16 protein-coding genes and 1 pseudogene are annotated in these 18,603 nt (G+C 56.2%); 4 read left to right on the top strand and 13 right to left on the bottom strand.

The features are described from left to right. Positions 1–144 precede the first annotated feature (144 nt). From nrfG to nrfA, 7 genes and pseudogenes are all read right to left on the bottom strand, one after another. On the bottom strand, positions 145–765 hold the full coding sequence (gene nrfG, locus ACERJC_RS20450; RefSeq protein ID WP_373672374.1) for a heme lyase NrfEFG subunit NrfG: 621 nt from the start codon (positions 763–765) through the stop codon (positions 145–147). After that, positions 762–1,244, bottom strand: coding sequence for a heme lyase NrfEFG subunit NrfF (gene nrfF, locus ACERJC_RS20445; RefSeq protein ID WP_371895984.1), 483 nt, complete (start codon positions 1,242–1,244; stop codon positions 762–764). Before nrfF ends, nrfG begins: the two co-directional genes overlap by 4 nt. Then, positions 1,226–2,985: pseudogene (locus ACERJC_RS20440) on the bottom strand (heme lyase CcmF/NrfE family subunit); the annotation flags it as partial. The pseudogene ACERJC_RS20440 and the gene nrfF, both read right to left, overlap by 19 nt. Positions 2,986–3,011: 26 nt before the next feature. Beyond that, positions 3,012–3,968: a cytochrome c nitrite reductase subunit NrfD gene (gene nrfD, locus ACERJC_RS20435; RefSeq protein WP_373672373.1), complete on the bottom strand. Its 957-nt coding sequence runs from the start codon at positions 3,966–3,968 to the stop codon at positions 3,012–3,014. Next, on the bottom strand, positions 3,965–4,636 hold the full coding sequence (nrfC, locus tag ACERJC_RS20430) for a cytochrome c nitrite reductase Fe-S protein (protein WP_178826291.1): 672 nt from the start codon (positions 4,634–4,636) through the stop codon (positions 3,965–3,967). Before nrfC ends, nrfD begins: the two co-directional genes overlap by 4 nt. Continuing rightward, the gene (gene nrfB, locus ACERJC_RS20425; protein WP_046493984.1) at positions 4,633–5,196 is read right to left on the bottom strand and encodes a cytochrome c nitrite reductase pentaheme subunit; all 564 of its coding nucleotides are present in this window, start codon (positions 5,194–5,196) and stop codon (positions 4,633–4,635) included. The genes nrfC and nrfB overlap by 4 nt, the downstream gene beginning before the upstream one ends. Before the next feature lie 102 nt (positions 5,197–5,298). After that, on the bottom strand, positions 5,299–6,735 hold the full coding sequence (gene nrfA / locus ACERJC_RS20420; RefSeq protein WP_152401465.1) for an ammonia-forming nitrite reductase cytochrome c552 subunit: 1,437 nt from the start codon (positions 6,733–6,735) through the stop codon (positions 5,299–5,301). Positions 6,736–7,167: 432 nt separating this feature from the next. Between nrfA and acs the strand changes: the two genes are divergently transcribed. The 3 genes from acs (at position 7,168) to actP (ending at position 11,328) form a co-directional block, all read left to right on the top strand. After that, positions 7,168–9,126, top strand: coding sequence for an acetate--CoA ligase (gene acs, locus ACERJC_RS20415; RefSeq protein ID WP_373672372.1), 1,959 nt, complete (start codon positions 7,168–7,170; stop codon positions 9,124–9,126). 241 nt (positions 9,127–9,367) lie between these two features. After that, positions 9,368–9,682: a DUF485 domain-containing protein gene (locus ACERJC_RS20410; RefSeq protein ID WP_042321140.1), complete on the top strand. Its 315-nt coding sequence runs from the start codon at positions 9,368–9,370 to the stop codon at positions 9,680–9,682. After that, complete coding sequence (gene actP / locus ACERJC_RS20405; protein ID WP_286631396.1) at positions 9,679–11,328, top strand: cation/acetate symporter ActP; 1,650 nt, start codon at positions 9,679–9,681, stop codon at positions 11,326–11,328. The genes ACERJC_RS20410 and actP overlap by 4 nt, the downstream gene beginning before the upstream one ends. Positions 11,329–11,370: 42 nt before the next feature. On the opposite strand, the gene ACERJC_RS20400 is transcribed toward actP, so the two are convergent. Beyond that, on the bottom strand, positions 11,371–12,060 hold the full coding sequence (locus ACERJC_RS20400; protein WP_373672371.1) for an LrgB family protein: 690 nt from the start codon (positions 12,058–12,060) through the stop codon (positions 11,371–11,373). Next, positions 12,053–12,463: a CidA/LrgA family protein gene (locus ACERJC_RS20395; protein WP_178823771.1), complete on the bottom strand. Its 411-nt coding sequence runs from the start codon at positions 12,461–12,463 to the stop codon at positions 12,053–12,055. Before ACERJC_RS20395 ends, ACERJC_RS20400 begins: the two co-directional genes overlap by 8 nt. Before the next feature lie 103 nt (positions 12,464–12,566). Between ACERJC_RS20395 and ACERJC_RS20390 the strand changes: the two genes are divergently transcribed. Next, positions 12,567–13,460: a LysR family transcriptional regulator gene (locus ACERJC_RS20390; RefSeq protein ID WP_373672370.1), complete on the top strand. Its 894-nt coding sequence runs from the start codon at positions 12,567–12,569 to the stop codon at positions 13,458–13,460. A gap of 213 nt (positions 13,461–13,673) precedes the next feature. Here the strand turns inward: ACERJC_RS20390 and ACERJC_RS20385 are convergent, their stop codons facing one another. The 4 genes from ACERJC_RS20385 to soxR all read right to left on the bottom strand — a co-directional run bounded on the left by ACERJC_RS20385 (position 13,674) and on the right by soxR (position 18,552). Next, positions 13,674–15,320, bottom strand: a complete 1,647-nt coding sequence (locus tag ACERJC_RS20385) for a Na+/H+ antiporter (RefSeq protein WP_152401454.1) — start codon at positions 15,318–15,320, stop codon at positions 13,674–13,676. Positions 15,321–15,468: 148 nt separating this feature from the next. Then, entirely contained in the window at positions 15,469–16,818 is a 1,350-nt protein-coding gene (ghxP, locus tag ACERJC_RS20380) for a guanine/hypoxanthine transporter GhxP (RefSeq protein WP_152401452.1), read from the bottom strand. 346 nt (positions 16,819–17,164) lie between these two features. Further along, complete coding sequence (locus ACERJC_RS20375) at positions 17,165–17,833, bottom strand: glutathione S-transferase family protein (protein ID WP_373672369.1); 669 nt, start codon at positions 17,831–17,833, stop codon at positions 17,165–17,167. A gap of 254 nt (positions 17,834–18,087) precedes the next feature. Beyond that, on the bottom strand, positions 18,088–18,552 hold the full coding sequence (gene soxR / locus ACERJC_RS20370) for a redox-sensitive transcriptional activator SoxR (protein WP_042321119.1): 465 nt from the start codon (positions 18,550–18,552) through the stop codon (positions 18,088–18,090). Positions 18,553–18,603: the final 51 nt, after the last annotated feature.

Raw genomic sequence — 18,603 nt, 5'->3', positions numbered from 1 at the left:
AATTTATCGGGATTGTATTGCATAACTATTTGTTATGGAAAGATTTTTAAATCTGCATTTTTGAATTATAACTTGCAGGAATTATTTTGACCGCGAGATTCATTTGCCTGTTTTTTAAACAGATAAATGACGCAAATCACAAAATTATTTCTGCCGATTCTGTAACAATTTCGCCATATTAATCGACTCTATCAGTTGTACACGATTCACCCGCGGCGAATTTAAATCCAGGACTTTTTGCCACTGCGAAATCGCCTGTTTGTAATCCGCCTGCATAAATGCATCCGACGCCAGCAGCATTAATGCGGTGACTTCCGAAGCATCCAGCGCCAGCGCCTTGTCAATCATCTCGCGAGTCGCCGGCGTCATATGCTGCCCAGCCTGGTAGTAGAGCACGGTCGCCAGCGCCGAATAGATCTCCGCATTCTCTCCACGGCTACGCAGCGCCTGACGATAAGCCAGTAGCGCATTATCGTAATCATTACGCCACAGATAATACTCGCCGAGCAGCGCCCACTTTTCGCTGTCCTGCGGGTTGGCGCGAATCTGTTTTTGCAGGGCTAACAACTGGGCTTCCGGCGTCGATGTTTCAGCAAATTCATGCAGCGGATCGGCCAGTCGTCGTTGTTCGTCACGCACGGCCTGCCATTTTGGTGACAGCAGATAACCACTGAAACAAACGATGACCATCAGCGCAACGGCCAGCGCCAGCCACTTCAGCGGCAGCGGACGAAAAGGCGCGTCTGAACGTTCGGGCAGACTCATGGCTCGTCCTCCTCTTTACGTTGACGCGTACTGACCCGCCAGAGCACCCCGCCCACCAGCAGCAACAGCAGGCACGGAAGCGCCCACAGCAGCATAGTCTGTCCATTGAGCGGCGGGTTATAGCGGACAAAATCACCATACCGTTCGGTCATCCAGGCGGTGATTTCGGCTTCATTTTTCCCTTCTGCCACCATCGTATAGACCTGATGGCGCATACTGACGGCAACCGGCGCGTTGGATTCCAGCAAGTTTTGATTCTGACACTGCGGGCAGCGTAACTGACTGGCGATCGACAACGCCTTTTCCTGCTGCTGCGGGTTATCAAAGGCCCAGGTATCCACCACCTGAGCATGAGCGGAAAAGGAGATAACCAACAGTAAGATAAACGCCATGAGAGTGCCTGATAACGCTGTACCTATCAGGCCTGCGCAGCGCTTAAATCGTAGGCCGGATAAGGCATGTGCGCCGCCATCCGGCACATTGCAGATAAGACTACGCATCGCGCTTTCTCCCCCGCCAGCCGCTGAGCAGCGCCCCGGCAATCATCAACAGCCCGCCGCCCCAGATCCAGCGCACACCGCTCTGCACGTACAGGCGTATGGCATAACGCTCCTCGCCAGTTTTTTCGCCCATCACTGCATACCAGTCGTGAAGCAGATCCCAGCGGATGCCAGGCTCCATCATCTGCTGGCGGCGGGCGGAATAAAAGCGCCGCTCGGGCGTCAGGCTACCTGTCCGTTTGTCACCCTGCCACAGTGTAATAAGCGCCTTTTCGGTGGTGTAGTTCCCTTTCGCGGCCAGCTCCAGCCGTTCAAAACGGAAGGTGTAACCTGCCAGTTCAACCTGCTGACCCGGGCTCAGGTTGAGGCTTATCTCCTGGCGACTGCCGCTGGAGAAGAGAATCCCCGCGGCAAAAACCAGCACGCCAGCGTGCGCCAGCAGCGCCGGAAGCTGGCGGCGTACGGACCGCTTCCGGCTTCTGACCATCGAAATAGCGATCGCTACCAGCATCAACAGCCCAAACGGCAAGGTAGCACGGTTAAAATACGGTGCGCCCACGGAGAGTCGCCCCCACCCCAGCAGGCCATAAATCATCGGGTAGAGTGTACCCATCAGCACGATCAGCAGCACCGCGCAAAAGAGCAGCAGCGCTGCCAGAATCAACATCTCGCGCGACCAGGCGCCTAAACGGACTGTCTGTTGACTGGCTCGCGCCCGCCAGCCGTACAAGCCGAGCGAGACCAGACTCAGAATGGCAAAGAGGGCAAACAGCGGTACAGCGCGCACATTATCCAGCGCAAAGGCATGTACAGAAACAAGAATGCCGGAGCGGACTATCAGCGTTCCCAGCAAAGAGAGGATCAGCGTGACGATCGCCAGCAACAGCGACCAGTGGCGGAAATGGCCGCGTTCGCGCGACACAGACAGGCTGTGCAACAGCGCACTGGCGGAAAGCCAGGGTAATAAAGAGGCGTTTTCCACCGGGTCCCAGAACCACCAGCCGCCCCACCCCAGTTCGCAATACGCCCACCAGGAACCGAGAATGATACCGAGCGTCAGCGCGCACCAGCCGGGTAGCGCCCAGCGCCAGCATACCCAGGCCGTCATCTTCGTAAAATCGCCATGCAGCAGGGACGCCAGCGCCACACCGGCGGCGACCATCAAACCACCGTAGCCAAGATACAGCAGCGGCGGATGCAGGATCAGCCCCAGATGTTGCAGCATCGGGTTGAGATCGCGTCCTTCTATTGCCGGCGGAAAAATGCGGACAAACGGATCGGACCAGAACACGATGAACAGCAGCAGAAAGGCGACGATCGCGCAGAGCACGCCGAGCGTCAGCGGGAACAGGGGATCCGATTCGCGGCGATAACGCCAGGCAAACAGCGCGCTCCAGCCGGACAGGAAGAGTACCCACAACAACAGCGACCCTTCGTGACCACCCCATACCGCCGCCAGTTTGAGTCCCCACGACAACAGGCTGTGGCTGTGTTGTGCCACATAGAGAACCGAGAAGTCGCTGGTCAGAAAGCAGAAGACCAGAATCGAAAAGGCGAGCAGCAGGCACGCAAATTGCGCCCAGACGCCTGCGCTTGCCAGACGCATTACGCCCTGCCAGCGCAGGCGTTCACCTGCCAGTACGGCAAGCGGGGTCAACACGTTGACCCCGAGACTGAATAGCAGCGCCAGAAAACCGGCTTCAGGAAGGAGTACGTCCAGAAATCACCTTTCCCTCACAGCCAGGCCTATGCAACCGTGAGCTGTCCAGCATAAAGAATGAAAAAGCGCAGCAACAGTACGCCCGTCAGGCTGGCACCACATACCGCCAGCACACCGTGAAACGTCGAACCACGACTGGCCCAGGGTTTCAGTAGCATCGGAACGATCAGTCCCAGCCCCGCGACGCCGATCCAGAACCACCAGGTCCAGAAGCCTCCACCCAGCGCCGCCGACAGCGCGCGCATTTTGCCGTCATCCCCCAGAGCCAGCCCCACAAAGAAGGCGGCCAGCAGGAAGATCTCCAGCCACACCACCGGGGTTTCCACGCGGTGAATAAAGTGCGCCTCGGTACTGTGCGGGTTACCGCGCTGGCGTAACGCCATCGCGATCAGCGCCACCGCCGCACCGGAAGAGATCCCGGAGAACAGGAACAATACCGGCAGGATCGGGTTATTCAGGAACGGATAGGATTTCAGTACCGAAAGCAGGAAACCGGTATAAGCCCCCAGCAGCACGGCCAGCACCAGCATCAACGTTTCGAGTCCACGGTTGAACGGCGTTAACAGCGTCAGCCCTTTCTGTACCAGTCCCAGACGGGGTAACCAACGCTGTTGCAGGGCAATGACCTCTTTTTGAAAGATGATGGCCAGCCACACAATCAGCACGACCATATACAACTGGAACAGCAGAACCCCCATCGACATCACCGACGTAAAGCTGTAGTGGAACATCAGCTTCCAGAAGGTCCAGGGACGCGTCAGGTGGAAGATCAGAATCAGCAGACCGAGAATAATCGCCCCTGGCCCCACCACCAGCGTGGTGCGCAGCAGTGTACTGTCCGCTCCGCCCGCCTCCGGATGGTAACGGCGCAGCAGGATAGACAGCGTCACCAGTCCGGCAGAGATACCGATCAGAAACAGATAGATGGCGATGGGCCAGTCCCACACCAGCGATTCAAAGTGGAAAGCAGATGCGTTTGTCATTGGCTCACCTCCCCATATTTAAAGGGAACGCGGTAGACCTTCGGTTTGGTACCCAGCGCCAGCTTGTAGCGATACGTGGTTTTCTGTCGCAGCAGCCGGGAAATATCGCTGTCAGGATCGTCCAGATTGCCAAACGTCAGCGCCTTCGTCGGGCACGACTCAACGCAGGCCGGCAGTTTGCCCGCTTTCAGGTTGGTTTTGCGGCAGAAATCGCATTTATCCGCCGTTTTCGTGACCGGATGGATAAAGCGCACGCGGTACGGACACGCGGCGATGCAGTACTGGCAGCCGACGCAGAGATCCGGGTTCACGTCCACGATGCCATTCGCGGCATCGCGATACGATGCCCCGGTCGGGCAGACGTCAACACACGGCGCACGATCGCAGTGCTGGCACGAATGACGGAAGAAGCGGTACTTCACATCCGGAAACGTGCCCAGCGGTTCGCTGCGAATGATGGTGAGTCGCGACACCCCTTCCGGTACGTTGTTGACTTCCCGACAGGCATCCATACAGGCGGTACAGCCGATGCATAATGATTCATCATGCACCATGCCGTATCGCACGCCGTTGATATTCAACGTTTTCGCCACCACGCGTCCTGCAGTACCGCTGACGGCCACCAGCGCGCCGACGCCGGTGATGAACTGGCGACGAGAGCAACTCATGGATGCTCCTTAAGCAAAGGAACAGACGCCGGATTAAAGTTCGGATTGTTACGCTGATCGCTATGGCAATCGACGCAAATCTTAACCCGTCCTTTATCGCTTAACGTCTGCATCGTGTCTTGCTTCGGATGCAGTGAGTGACAACTGGCGCAGGCCACTTTAGTCACGTGGACATCGTGCGGCCAGAACGCTTTTTGCAACTGCTCAGGCAAGTGACAGGACAGACAAACGCTGTTCTGCTGCTCCACGTTGTACATCGGCTCGTTGAAGCGCATCACATCCTTCGCCCCTTCACGGTGCTGAGGCGATGGCTTGCCATGACAATTGGTACAGGTGACCGGCAGTTTGTTGTTCGGATTGGTCACGGACGCATGCTTACCATGCATCCCTTCGGTATCCGGCTTGTGACAGTCCAGACACGCGGCATCCGGGCTACGCTGTTGGGTGACCGTCCAGCGTTCAGACTCCTGCGGCGTTGGCGTGGCGGTTATCCCACTCAGGCTCCATAACAGACCTGACGCCAGCACCCCAGCAGTTAATAACGAACGGAATACGCTCATATTCACTCCGTTGCATAATGCCTGATGGCGCTACGCTTATCAGGCCTACAAGACTTCCGTAGGCCGGATAAAGCGCTGGCGCTGTCATCCGGCAAATTGAGGTTATTGGCTTAACAAACCGTTTTTACGCGCCTGTTCTTCCCACTGCGGAATCACCGTTTTGATAAAGTCCTGCTTATCGGCGTTAATCTGCTGCATGTTCAGACCAATGGCCGCCTGGGCTTTCTCTTTGGTGGAGATATCTGGTATCGCGATTTCATGGGTGATGCCTTTGGTTGCCAGCAGACGCGCCAGTTTCGTCCGGGCATCGGCGGCTTTGTCCATCGCGATGCCTAACATCCGCAGACCTTCTTCCGGAGCGTGCATATGGATACCGTGAGAAGCAATGGCCAGATCCCAGCGCCACTGCGCGTGACGGATATCGCTCAGAATCGGTTTCATTTCCGCTTCCGTTGCGCCCGCATCCCAGGCCGCTTTCGCTTCGAAGTGAGCACGCACCAGCTGATCTTCAACCTTGATTTTCAGCCCATTGATCGCCTTCTTACGCTCAGCAACGACATTTTGCAGGGCGGCTTTGTCCTGGGTATGGCAGTTCGCGCAGGTCTGTGGGAAGTTGTCGAACGGGTTGCCAATCTTATGATCGGTATAGAGTTTGCCATCGGCGTTCTGCACTTTCGGCATGTGACAGTCGATACAGGTCACATTGTTTTTGCCGTGAATGCCCACGCTCCAGGTTTCATATTCCGGATGCTGCGCTTTCAGCATCGGGGTTTTTGACAGCGAGTTGGTCCAGTCAGCGAAGGTAATGGCGTCATAATATTTCTCCATGTCTTCGACCTTCATGCCGTCATCCCACGGGAACTTAACGGCTTTGTTTTTGCCGTCAAAGTGGTATTCCACATGACACTGCGCGCACACCATCGACTGTTGGTCGAAACGACCGGCTTTATCGAACGGCTTGCCGATGGTCTCCATCGCGCGTTCAGCGTACGGACGAGACAACGTCAGCTCAGGTTTGCCTTTCGCGAAGTCAGGTGACGCCGTGTTATGGCAATCGCCGCAGCCCAGGTTGTTAACGACTTCCGGACCGCCGCGCGCCCACATACCGTGGAAGTAGCCGTCTTCACCGTCTTTCTGGATAAGACGCGCCACGTCCGGGCTTTTGCAGCTCCAACAGGCCATCGGTAATGGACCGTCTTCAGCCGTCTTTGGTGCGCCGGTACGTAACGTTTCGCGTACATCGGTCACCGCATAGGCGTGCCCACGCGGTTTGTTGTAATCACGGGAGAACGGATATCCCGCCCACAAGATCACCAGACGGGGATCTTCCGCTAATGCGTCTTCACGTTTTGATTGCTCTGAGGTGGCTTTCCATGAAAGGTATTGATCGGGGTGCTGAGGGGCGAAGACTTCATTCTTCGCTTCAACGGTAACAGTCTTTGCGGGTTCGGGCGTTTGCTCAGCATAAACCGCAGAAATGAAAAACAGCGGTACGACCAGGCTGAAGAAACGGCGTGCGCGTAGTGTAATCCTTGCCATAGAGGTCTCATCCAGATTGCGCCATTGTGTTTAATGACGGTTCTTTTTTTATTCTATCCATGACGATAACCACACACACCGCCATGACATTGCCCTAATCTAGATGTAACAAAAAACCACACACAAAATGTTGTCTTTAATCAATTGTAAGTGTATGTAAAATACCACTTTAGAGTTAGTCAGGCCGTTTTCTCTCTACTCCTTTCCCATTTTTCGCCCCCGATCGCCTTTCTGGAAAAATTAACATAACCCTCTGTAACGGAAAGATTTTGGCAACTTTTGTTGGTTTCCTTCAAAAAACGTATTGCCGCTAATTTGCACAATTCCCGTATTGCGTGATCTGTCGCGCAAAACCTAAACAAAACTGTCAAAGCCCCTACATTTAACGTTTGTGAGACATATTATTAACATCCTACAAGGAGAACAAAAGCCATGAGCCAAATTCACAAACACGCTATTCCCGCAAACATTGCGGATCGTTGCCTGATAAATCCGGAGCAGTACGAAGCGAAGTACCAACAATCTATTAACGAACCAGATACCTTCTGGGGCGAGCAGGGAAAAATTCTCGACTGGATCAAGCCGTACCAGAAAGTGAAGAACACCTCTTTCGCGCCGGGCAATGTGTCCATTAAATGGTACGAAGACGGTACGCTGAACCTGGCGGCGAACTGTCTCGACCGTCACCTGCAGGAAAATGGCGATCGTACCGCCATCCTCTGGGAAGGCGATGACGCCTCGCAGAGCAAACAGATTAGCTATCGCGAACTGCATCGCGATGTCTGTCGTTTCGCCAACTCGCTGCAGGATCTGGGCATTAAAAAAGGCGATGTGGTTGCTATCTATATGCCGATGGTGCCAGAGGCCGCTGTCGCGATGCTGGCCTGCGCCCGCATTGGTGCCGTCCATTCGGTGATCTTCGGTGGCTTCTCACCGGAAGCCGTTGCCGGGCGCATCATTGATTCCAGTTCGAAGCTGGTGATCACCGCCGACGAAGGCGTACGTGCCGGTCGCAGCATTCCGCTGAAGAAAAATGTCGACGATGCGCTGAAAAACCCGAACGTAAAAACCATCGAACATGTGGTTGTCCTCAAGCGCACCGGCGGCAACATTGAGTGGCAGGAAGGTCGCGACCTGTGGTGGAGCGACCTGATTGATAAGGCCAGCGCCGAGCATCAGCCTGCGGAAATGAACGCCGAAGATCCGCTGTTCATCCTCTATACCTCTGGCTCCACCGGTAAACCGAAGGGCGTGCTGCACACCACCGGCGGCTATCTGGTGTATGCCGCAACCACCTTTAAGTATGTATTTGACTACCATCCGGGCGATATCTACTGGTGTACTGCCGACGTGGGTTGGGTCACCGGACACAGCTACCTGCTGTATGGCCCACTGGCCTGCGGCGCCACCACGCTGATGTTTGAAGGGGTGCCAAACTGGCCAACTCCGGCGCGTATGAGCCAGGTGGTGGATAAGCATAAGGTTAACATTCTCTATACCGCGCCGACGGCGATCCGCGCCCTGATGGCGGAAGGCGATAAGGCGATTGAGGGCACTGACCGCTCATCGCTGCGCATTCTGGGTTCGGTTGGCGAGCCCATCAACCCGGAAGCATGGGAGTGGTACTGGAAGAAGATCGGTAATGAAAAATGCCCGGTGGTGGATACCTGGTGGCAGACCGAAACCGGTGGCTTCATGATCACCCCGCTGCCCGGCGCGACCGAACTGAAAGCCGGTTCTGCCACGCGTCCGTTCTTCGGCGTGCAACCGGCGCTGGTAGATAACGAAGGCCATCCGCAAGAAGGGGCCACCGAAGGCAACCTGGTGATCACCGACTCCTGGCCGGGACAGGCGCGTACACTGTTCGGCGATCACGAACGCTTTGAGCAAACCTACTTCTCAACCTTTAAAAACATGTACTTCAGCGGCGATGGCGCTCGTCGTGACGAAGACGGTTACTACTGGATCACCGGTCGCGTTGATGACGTACTGAACGTCTCTGGTCACCGTCTTGGCACGGCGGAAATTGAATCCGCGCTGGTCGCACATCCGAAGATCGCCGAAGCGGCGGTGGTCGGCATCCCGCACAACATCAAGGGGCAGGCGATTTATGCCTATGTGACGCTGAATCACGGCGAAGAACCGTCCCCTGAGCTGTACGCCGAAGTGCGCAACTGGGTACGTAAAGAGATTGGCCCGCTGGCGACGCCAGACGTGCTGCACTGGACCGACTCACTGCCGAAAACCCGCTCCGGCAAAATCATGCGCCGCATATTGCGCAAGATCGCGGCGGGCGATACCAGCAATCTGGGCGATACCTCGACCCTCGCCGATCCTGGCGTGGTAGAGAAACTGCTCGAAGAGAAGCAGGCCATCGCGATGCCATCATAACCACCACCGTGAAATGCCCGATGGCGCAAAAGCTTATCGGGCCTACAGGTTCAGCAACCCTTGTAGGCCGGATAAGGCTTTAGCCACCATCCGGCAAAATAAACAATACCCCCTACCCTTTCTCTACATGAGAGAGGGAAATAATAAAACCTCCCCAAAGGATTTCGCGTTGCAGGACTACGACAGCAGTCAGGTCTTGCCTGCGGCGTGAAAGACGAAGGGAACCTCTGGAGACTCTGTGATGAATGACACCATTTATCAGCGGATAGAAGACAATGCGCGTTTCAGGGAGTTAGTTGAAAAAAGGCAACGGTTTGCCACGATACTGTCGATCATCATGCTGGTGGTCTATATCAGCTTTATTCTACTGATTGCCTTTGCGCCTGGCTGGCTGGGAACCCCGCTTCACGAGGGAACCAGCGTCACCCGGGGTATTCCGATTGGCGTGGGGGTGATTCTGATCTCCTTCGTTCTGACCGGCATCTATATCTGGCGGGCGAACGGCGAATTCGACCGTCTGAACAATGCAGTACTGCGCGAGGTTAACGCATCATGAAGAGAGTCCTGACGGCGCTTGCCGCCACACTACCCTTCGCGGCCAACGCGGCGGATGCCATTAGCGGTGCGGTACAACGCCAGCCGACCAACTGGCAGGCAATTGTCATGTTCCTGATTTTCGTCGTGTTTACGCTGGGTATTACGTACTGGGCCTCTAAACGCGTACGTTCACGTAGCGACTACTATACGGCAGGCGGGAATATCACCGGCTTCCAGAACGGACTGGCGATTGCCGGCGATTATATGTCGGCAGCGTCGTTCCTCGGGATCTCCGCACTGGTGTTTACTTCCGGCTATGACGGGTTGATCTACTCGCTGGGCTTCCTCGTGGGCTGGCCGATCATTTTGTTTCTGATCGCCGAACGTCTGCGTAACCTCGGTCGCTATACCTTTGCCGATGTGGCCTCCTATCGCCTGAAGCAAGGCCCGATCCGTATTCTGTCGGCCTGTGGTTCGCTGGTGGTCGTTGCCCTTTATCTGATTGCCCAGATGGTCGGCGCGGGCAAACTGATTGAACTGCTGTTCGGTCTGAACTACCACATCGCGGTGGTGCTGGTCGGCGTGCTGATGATGATGTACGTACTGTTCGGCGGCATGCTGGCAACCACGTGGGTGCAGATCATCAAAGCCGTGCTGTTGCTGTTCGGCGCCAGTTTTATGGCCTTTATGGTGATGAAGCACGTGGGCTTTAGCTTCAATAACCTGTTCACCGAAGCGATGGCGGTGCACCCGAAAGGTTCTGCGATTATGAGTCCGGGCGGGCTGGTGAAAGACCCGATCTCTGCGCTCTCACTGGGGCTCGGCCTGATGTTTGGTACGGCGGGTTTGCCGCACATCCTGATGCGTTTCTTCACGGTCAGCGATGCCCGCGAAGCGCGTAAGAGCGTGTTCTATGCCACCGGCTTTATGGGTTACTTCTACATCCTGACCTTCATCATCGGTTTTGGCGCCATTATGCTGGTCGGTGCGAATCCGGCGTATAAAGATGCGGCGGGCGCGCTGATTGGCGGGAACAACATGGCGGCGGTACACCTGGCGAATGCGGTGGGCGGCAACCTGTTCCTCGGCTTTATTTCAGCGGTGGCGTTCGCCACTATTCTGGCGGTCGTCGCCGGTCTGACGCTGGCGGGCGCCTCTGCGGTCTCTCACGATCTGTACGCGAACGTATTCCGCAAAGGTGCGACCGAACGTGACGAGTTGCGGGTGTCGAAAATCACCGTGCTGGTGCTGGGCGTCATCGCCATTATTCTTGGCGTGCTGTTCGAGAATCAGAACATCGCTTTCATGGTAGGTCTGGCGTTTGCTATCGCCGCGAGCTGTAACTTCCCGATCATCCTGCTTTCCATGTACTGGTCGAAACTGACCACGCGTGGCGCAATGCTGGGCGGCTGGTTAGGCCTGTTGACTGCCGTGGTGTTGATGGTGCTTGGCCCTACCATTTGGGTACAAATCCTCGGCCACGAAAAGGCTATCTTCCCGTATGAATACCCGGCGCTGTTCTCCATTACCGTGGCATTCCTTGGGATCTGGTTCTTCTCTGCCACCGATAACTCGGCAGAAGGGAATCGCGAACGCGAGCAGTTCCGTGCTCAGTTCATCCGTTCCCAGACGGGCTTCGGGGTCGAGCAAGGCCGCGCCCACTAATCAACGTACTCATCCCCGGTCAATCTGGCCGGGGATCCTTTATCAGAACATCAGCCTCGCCACCAGCGGGGCAACCAGTACCATCACCACACCGGAAAGCATCATCACCAGGCTGGCGACCACGCCCTCCTGCTGGCCAAGCTCATACGAGCGCGCCGTCCCTGCCCCGTGCGAAGCCGCGCCAAATCCCGCGCCTTTCGCCATCCCTTCACGAATCGACAGACGCAAAAACAGCGCATCGCCGACCGCCATGCCAAATACGCCGGTCACCACCACGAACAGCGCCACTAAATCTGGCTGCCCACCCAGCGGTTCAGCCGCCGCCAGGGCAAACGGCGTAGTCACCGAACGCACCGCCAGGCTGCGTTGAATGTCGTCCGGCAGGGTAAATAAACGTGCCAGCCAGACTGAACTGGTCACCGCGACCACCGTTGCCGTTACCACGCCTGCGGTAAGCGACATCCAGTGACGTTTGATAATGGCAAAATTGTCGTAAACCGGCACCGCAAAGGCGATCGTTGCCGGACCAAGCAGCCACAGCAACCAGTGTGATTCACCGATGTAGCTTTGCCAGGAGATATGACCAAATACCAGCATCAGCACCAGTAGCGCGGGCGTGAGTACCAGCGGCATCAGCGGCAGCTTACGAAAACGACGGTACAGGCGTTTATTGGCGAAATAGATAATCAACGTGATCGCCAGACAAAGCACGCTGAGCTGGAGATTAGTCACGGTTTACCCTGCTTATTTCATAACGATAGACTTTATCCACTACCCACGCCGTTGCACCAAGCACCATTAGCGTGCTGATCGCAATGACCGAAAAAATCCGCCAGCCGTCCACCAGTAGCAGATGGGCATAGTTCACTACCGCCACCACCGCCGGAACAAAGAACAGCAGCATCTCCGCCAGCAGCCAGCGCGCCCCGGCGCGAACCCAGCGCAATGGAAGGATGCGACAAACAATCAGCGCCAGCATCAGCATCATCCCCACCAGATTGGCCGGTAGCGGCAGATGCAGCCAGGAAACCAGATATTGCGCAACGATAAACAAACCTGCATACAGCAGTACCTGAACCGGAACCTGGAGTCGTTGCATAACGGCTGGCGTAACGCGGCTTATCGCCACAGCCATGAGGGAACATCCTGAAAAATAATACGGAACGCCAGTATAGAGAGACCCCGTCGATGACTGAAATGAATTAAAATCATTACAGGCATAGTCGGAAGGAATACTCATGGATATCAGAACGCTGCGTTATTTTGTTGAAGTGGTGCGCCAACAGAGCTTCACCCGCGCAGCGGAGAAGCTTTTTGTCACCCAACCGACCATCAGTAAGATGCTGAAAAACCTGGAAGATGAGCTGAGCTGTACGCTGCTGATCCGCGATGGTCGCAAACTGTTGCTCACCGACACCGGTCGCGTCGTGTTCGAACGCGGGCTGGCGATTCTGGCCGAGTTTCGCCAACTGGAAGCCGAACTGGGCGACATCAACCACCTTAATAAAGGACTGCTGCGTCTCGGCATCCCGCCGATGGTTGGCATGCTGATGGCCGGACCGATCGGCTTGTTTCGCCAGCGCTACCCCGGCGTGGAGCTTAAGGTTTCTGAGTTTGGCGGCCTGACGGTGCAGCAGGCGGTGATGAACGGGGAACTGGATGTCGCGATGACCGCGCTCCCCGTGGAGGAAGAGAGCGGTCTGGCGACATTACCGGTATTCAGCCATCCTCTTTGCGTACTGGTGCCGCGCTCCGGTCAGTGGACCACCTGCCAGTCCGTGTCGCCGGAAGCGCTGGCCGAGCATCCACTGCTGATCTACAACGAGGATTTCGCCCTGAGCCGCCAACTGATGCAACTGTTCAGTGAGCATGAGGTGAAGCCGCGTATCGCGGTGCGCAGCGGTCAGTGGGACTTTCTTGCGGCAATGGTGCAGGCAGGCGTGGGGATCGCCATTTTGCCGGAGCCTATTTGCGAGCGGCTGGATAAGAATACGCTGCGCTGGATCCCACTGGAAAGTGAGTTACGCTGGCAGCTAGGGATGATTTGGCGCGAAGGGGTGTATCTCTCACACAGCGCCAAAGCCTGGCTGTCCTGTTGTGAAGGATTTTGGTTAACCTCGGCTGACCGATAAACATCGTACCGCCGGATGACGGCTGACGCCTTATCCGGCCTACAAACTACGCTAAATCGTAGGCCTGATAAGTGCAGCGCCATCAGGCAACACGACAAACATGTGCAGACAGACCCATGCCGGATGACGGCTGGCGCCTTATCCGGCCTACAACTGCAACATGCACGAACCGTAGGCCTGATAAGCGCAGCGCCATCAGGCAACACGACGGTTTTACTGATTTTCGATCAGCAACGCTTCCAGCAGGTCGAGATCGTGCAGTAATTTTTGCAGGGTTTCATTGCTGATTTCGCGGGTAGCGCGCAGATGATACAACTCCGCCCGCTCTGATCGCAGCGCCGCGAGGCGGAAGCGGCGTTCCAGGTTCTCTTCCTGGAGCGAACTCTCGACATCGTTACGCCCGTCAGCACGACGACGCAGGTTACCGATGACGCGGGAGCTCACTTCGGTCAGGAGCTGATTATCGATATTCTCCTCAGTATCCGCCGCCAGACGCTCTTCCATTTTCTGGATAGCGACAATCGCCACTTCCGCCGTCGCCGCACGAGCAATCCGTTCCTCTTTCAACTGCTGAGAATGATCGGCCACTTCCAGATGTTGCAGCAGAATCGGCAGCATCACTACGCCGACAAACAGCGAGAACAGAATCACCCCAGCGGCGAGGAAGACCAGTTCGTAACGCGCCGGGAAGACGTTGCCATCCGGCAGCAGCAGCGGGATAGACAGAACACCCGCCAGGGTGATGGCCCCGCGAACCCCCGCAAAGGAGGCAATAAGCAACTCACGCGTGGACCAGGAGCCAAACTCCATCGGCTTCTTGTGCAGAAAACGCACGCTGAATTTTTTCATCGTCCACAGCCAGCCGAAACGCACCAGCATCAGCGCCGCATAAATCAGCACGATGTCGGTAAACAGCATCCAGGTTTCAACGTTCGGGTCGGCTTCTGCCGCCACCAGAGAGGACTCCAGAATGCCCGGCAACTGCAGGCCCAACAGCAGGAACACCATGCCGTTAAAAACAAACTCCAGCATTGCCCAGGTGCTGTTGGCGCGCAGACGCATCGCCAGCGGCGCACGGCGCATCACGCCCGCACGGGTGATGGTCATCCCCGCCGCGACGGCGGCCAGGATGCCCGACACGCCGATATGTTCGGCAATCAAGTAAGAAGCAAACGGCAGCAGGAACAGCAGGACGATCTGCGTGGCGGGTTCGTCACCGCCCCAGCGGCTGAGGAACCCGAGCGAGCGACCGTACAGCCAGCTCACCACAAACCCGGCCAGGATACCGCCGATCGCCACTTTGAAGAATTCAACGGTCGCGCCGCCGATGGTAAAAATCATCGTCCCCATCGCCACGGCAACGGCAAATTTCAACGCGACCAGGCCGGAGGCGTCGTTCATCAGCGCCTCGCCCTGCAGGATGCCCATGATTTTCTTCGGTATACGGCCTTCGCCGACAATACCGGAAAGGGCCACCGCATCGGTGGGTGACAGCACGGCGGCCAGCGCAAAGGCGGGTATCAGCGGAATACCCGGCACCACCCAGTAAATCAGGAACCCTATCCCGACCACCGTGACGACGACCAGCGCCAGCGCGAGGCCAAATATCTCTCGCCCATGTTCAAGAAATTCTCGCGTTGGCGTCTTCCAGCCATCGGCAAACAGCAGCGGCGGGATAAACAGAACCAGAAACAGTTCGGGGTCAAACTCGACGTGCAGACCAAACGTGGGCCACGCCAACAGCGCGCCGATCGCAATCTGCATGAGGGGTAAGGGGAGCTGGAAGGGCAATACGCGCGTAAATACCCCGGACAGCGAGACCACAAGGGTCATGATGAGTATTGTGAAGAAGATTTCCATGCGTTCCCTGTTTGCGATGTTTCTTATGTGTTTGAGAGGCGTCGTGCCTTGATTTTACCTTTTTCAGAGTATCGCAAAAGACAACAAGTGTGTGCTGAAAATAAAAATGGGCGGCAAAAGCCACCCATTTTCGGAGTACATTTCGTAATCAGATGGCCCAGCCGCCGGCATAGAACGCCACCAGAGCAACGGCAATCACCACGGTGCCGATGTTCAGCTTGCGCCACTCACCCGAAACCACACGGCCAATCACCAGCGTGGCAAAACCAATCATAATACCGGTCACGATGTTACAGGTCAGTACGATGAATACGGCTGTCACCAGACCCGCCATTGCATCAACAAAGTCAGCAAAATCGATTTTCGCCACGTTGCTCAGCATCAGCAGACCGACGTACATCAGCGCAGGCGCCGTTGCATACACCGGAACGAGATAAGAGAGCGGAGAGAGGAACAGGATCAGCAGGAACAGCACGCCAACGGTGATGGCGGTCAGACCGGTTTTACCGCCCGCAGCCGTACCAGCCGCTGACTCGATATAGACCGCTGCCGGCGCCGCGCCCACCAGACCGGAGAACACGCTGCTCAGGGAGTCGGTGGTCAGCGCTTTACCGCCGTCGATGATCTGCCCGTCTTTATCCAACAGATTCGCCTGACCCGCCACGGCGCGGATGGTGCCGGTGGCATCAAACACGGCGGTCATCACCAGCGCCAGGACGCTTGGCAGTACAACCGGGTTCAGCGCGCCCATGATATCCAGGCTGCCAATCAGCGATTTGCCATTTTCATCGCTCAGCGACGGCATGGCGAAAATGCCGGAGAATTTCACGGCCGGATCGAAAAGCAGGCCGACGATAGAAATGCCGATAATCGTCAGCAGAATACCCCCCGGCACTTTCAGTTTCTCCAGACCGATAATCACCGCCAGACCAACCAGCGACATAATCACCGGGAAGGTCGCGAAATGACCGAGGGCTACCGGCAGACCGTCCAGCGGGTTCTTGATGACCAGACCTACGCCGTTCGCCGCGATCAGCAGTAAAAACAGGCCGATACCGATGCCGGTGCCGTGCGCGATGCCCTGCGGTAAATTGCGCAGGATCCAGCTACGGATCCCGGTCGCGGAGATAATGGTAAACAGCACACCCATCAGGAATACCGCGCCCAACGCGACCGGAACGCTAATCTGCTGGCCCAGTACCAGGCTGAACGCCGTGAAAGCGGTCAACGAGATGGCGCAACCAATCGCCAGCGGCAGGTTTGCCCACAGCCCCATGACGATAGAACCCAAACCAGCCACCAGACAGGTCGCAACGAACACCGCTGCGGGCGGGAATCCGGCTTTGCCCAGCATGCCAGGCACGACGATAACGGAGTACACCATCGCCAGAAACGTTGTTAAACCTGCCACCACTTCCTGACGGACAGTGCTTCCACGTTGTGAAATTTTAAACCAGGCGTCAAGCGAACCGCCGGTACGCGCTGAAGGCGTAGACATAGAAAACATCCCCTGAGAGTTTATTATTCGTTCTTATGCGTGGTGGACAATCCACTGCCAGCGCAACGTCAACTCCCTGTGCTCTGATCGCGACAAAAGGGGTGTCGCAAAAAGCAAACGTTTAGCTCCGCGCATAAAAAAACGGGTAGTAAAAAAAAGCAAACGATTATCCAGCGATCATACGGGGATTTTCAACTGAACTTTGCCGCTTTTTACTCATTTCTTGCGCTAACGCTGAAGAAATCATCAACTGATGCGCAAACGTTATCGTCAATGCGCAATCCGGCAACATCATTTTCCCGGCCATATTGCAGATGCACAGCTGAAGACAGCTAAAAAAATGCCATCAGCCGCCGGGAATTTCAAAAGGTCCCCCCTGCTGGATGGCACGCTGCCAGGCGGGACGCATCTCCACACGTTTTTTCCACTCGCGGATATGGGGAAGATCGGCAATACCACCGCGCGCCAGCAGTGCAAACAGGGGGAAACTCATCTGAATATCCGCCATGCTGAGATGCTCCCCGGCAAACCATGGCCGCTCAGCAAGATGCGCGTCAATAAAGCGTGCATGGGTTTCCAGTTGCGGATTGAGATACGCTTTTTGCACGCCCTGCCCCAGCGCGCCGCCCAGCGTGCGCAAACCAAAGGGCATCGGCGGTTTACCCAGACTGACGAAGACCAGCTTCATTAACAGCAACGGCATCAGTGAACCCTCGGCGTAGTGCAACCAGAAGCGATACTGGCGCTTTGGCTCCGCTTCATTCGGTTTAAATCGCCCTTCGCTGTCGTAGGTGTCCTGCAAATAGTCGAGAATGGCCCCTGATTCCGCGAGGATTGCACCGTTATCTTCAACTACCGGGGATTTACCCAGCGGATGGATTTTCTTCAGGGCAGGCGGGGCGAGCATACTCTTTTCACGCTGATAGCGAACAATCAGGTAAGGCAGCGACAACTCCTCCAGCGCCCAGAGAATGCGCTGTGAGCGGGACTGGTTTAAATGATGCACCGTCAGCATGATGTTCTCCCGTTATTTCCTCTTACTCACTCTAGTAAATTATGGGAGATGACGAAAAAAATTCGCCTAAAAAAACGCCAGATTAGCTGGCAAACGGGATGATGCGGCTTACACTTACAGTATCAACACAAACCGGAACCTCCACCACGTGCTCGAATGAGGGGTGTTGACGTCGGGGGAAACCCTCCCGTGAACCAACGGGATAGAGAGAAAGACAAAGACCGGAAAACAAACTAAAGCGCCCTTGCGGCGCTTTAGTTTTGTTCATCCTCCAGCAGGCGTGCGCCCGTGCCCTCTTCGCCCAACCGATCCCCTGGGTTACGCAACGGACAGTCTTTACGCGATAAACAGCCACAGCCGATACAGCCATCGAGTTCGTCACGCAGCGCCACCAGCGTATGAATGCGCCGGTCCAGCTCCTCGCGCCATTGCGAAGAGAGTTGCTTCCACTCTTTAGCGCTGAGGGTATGGCCCTCCGGCAGCACGCCCAACGCTTCGCTGATGGTCGCCAGCGGGATGCCGATCCGCTGGGCAATCTTGATAATCGCGACATAACGCAGCACATCACGCCGATATCTGCGCTGATTGCCGCTGTTGCGGATACTGCTGATCAGCCCTTTGCTTTCATAGAAATGCAGTGCGGAAACCGCCACGCCGCTGCGCTTTGCCACTTCGCCTGGCGTGAGCATCGCTTTTATACGGGGTAATTTCTTTTCCATAAATCGCTTTACCTCAAGTTAACTTGAGGAATTATACTCGCCCGCAGACAA

Source organism: Citrobacter telavivensis, assembly GCF_041807075.1.
Taxonomy (GTDB): domain Bacteria; phylum Pseudomonadota; class Gammaproteobacteria; order Enterobacterales; family Enterobacteriaceae; genus Citrobacter_A; species Citrobacter_A telavivensis.
Note: the sequence above shows the minus strand (reverse complement) of the source record. Positions and strands in the feature narration are given on the sequence as shown.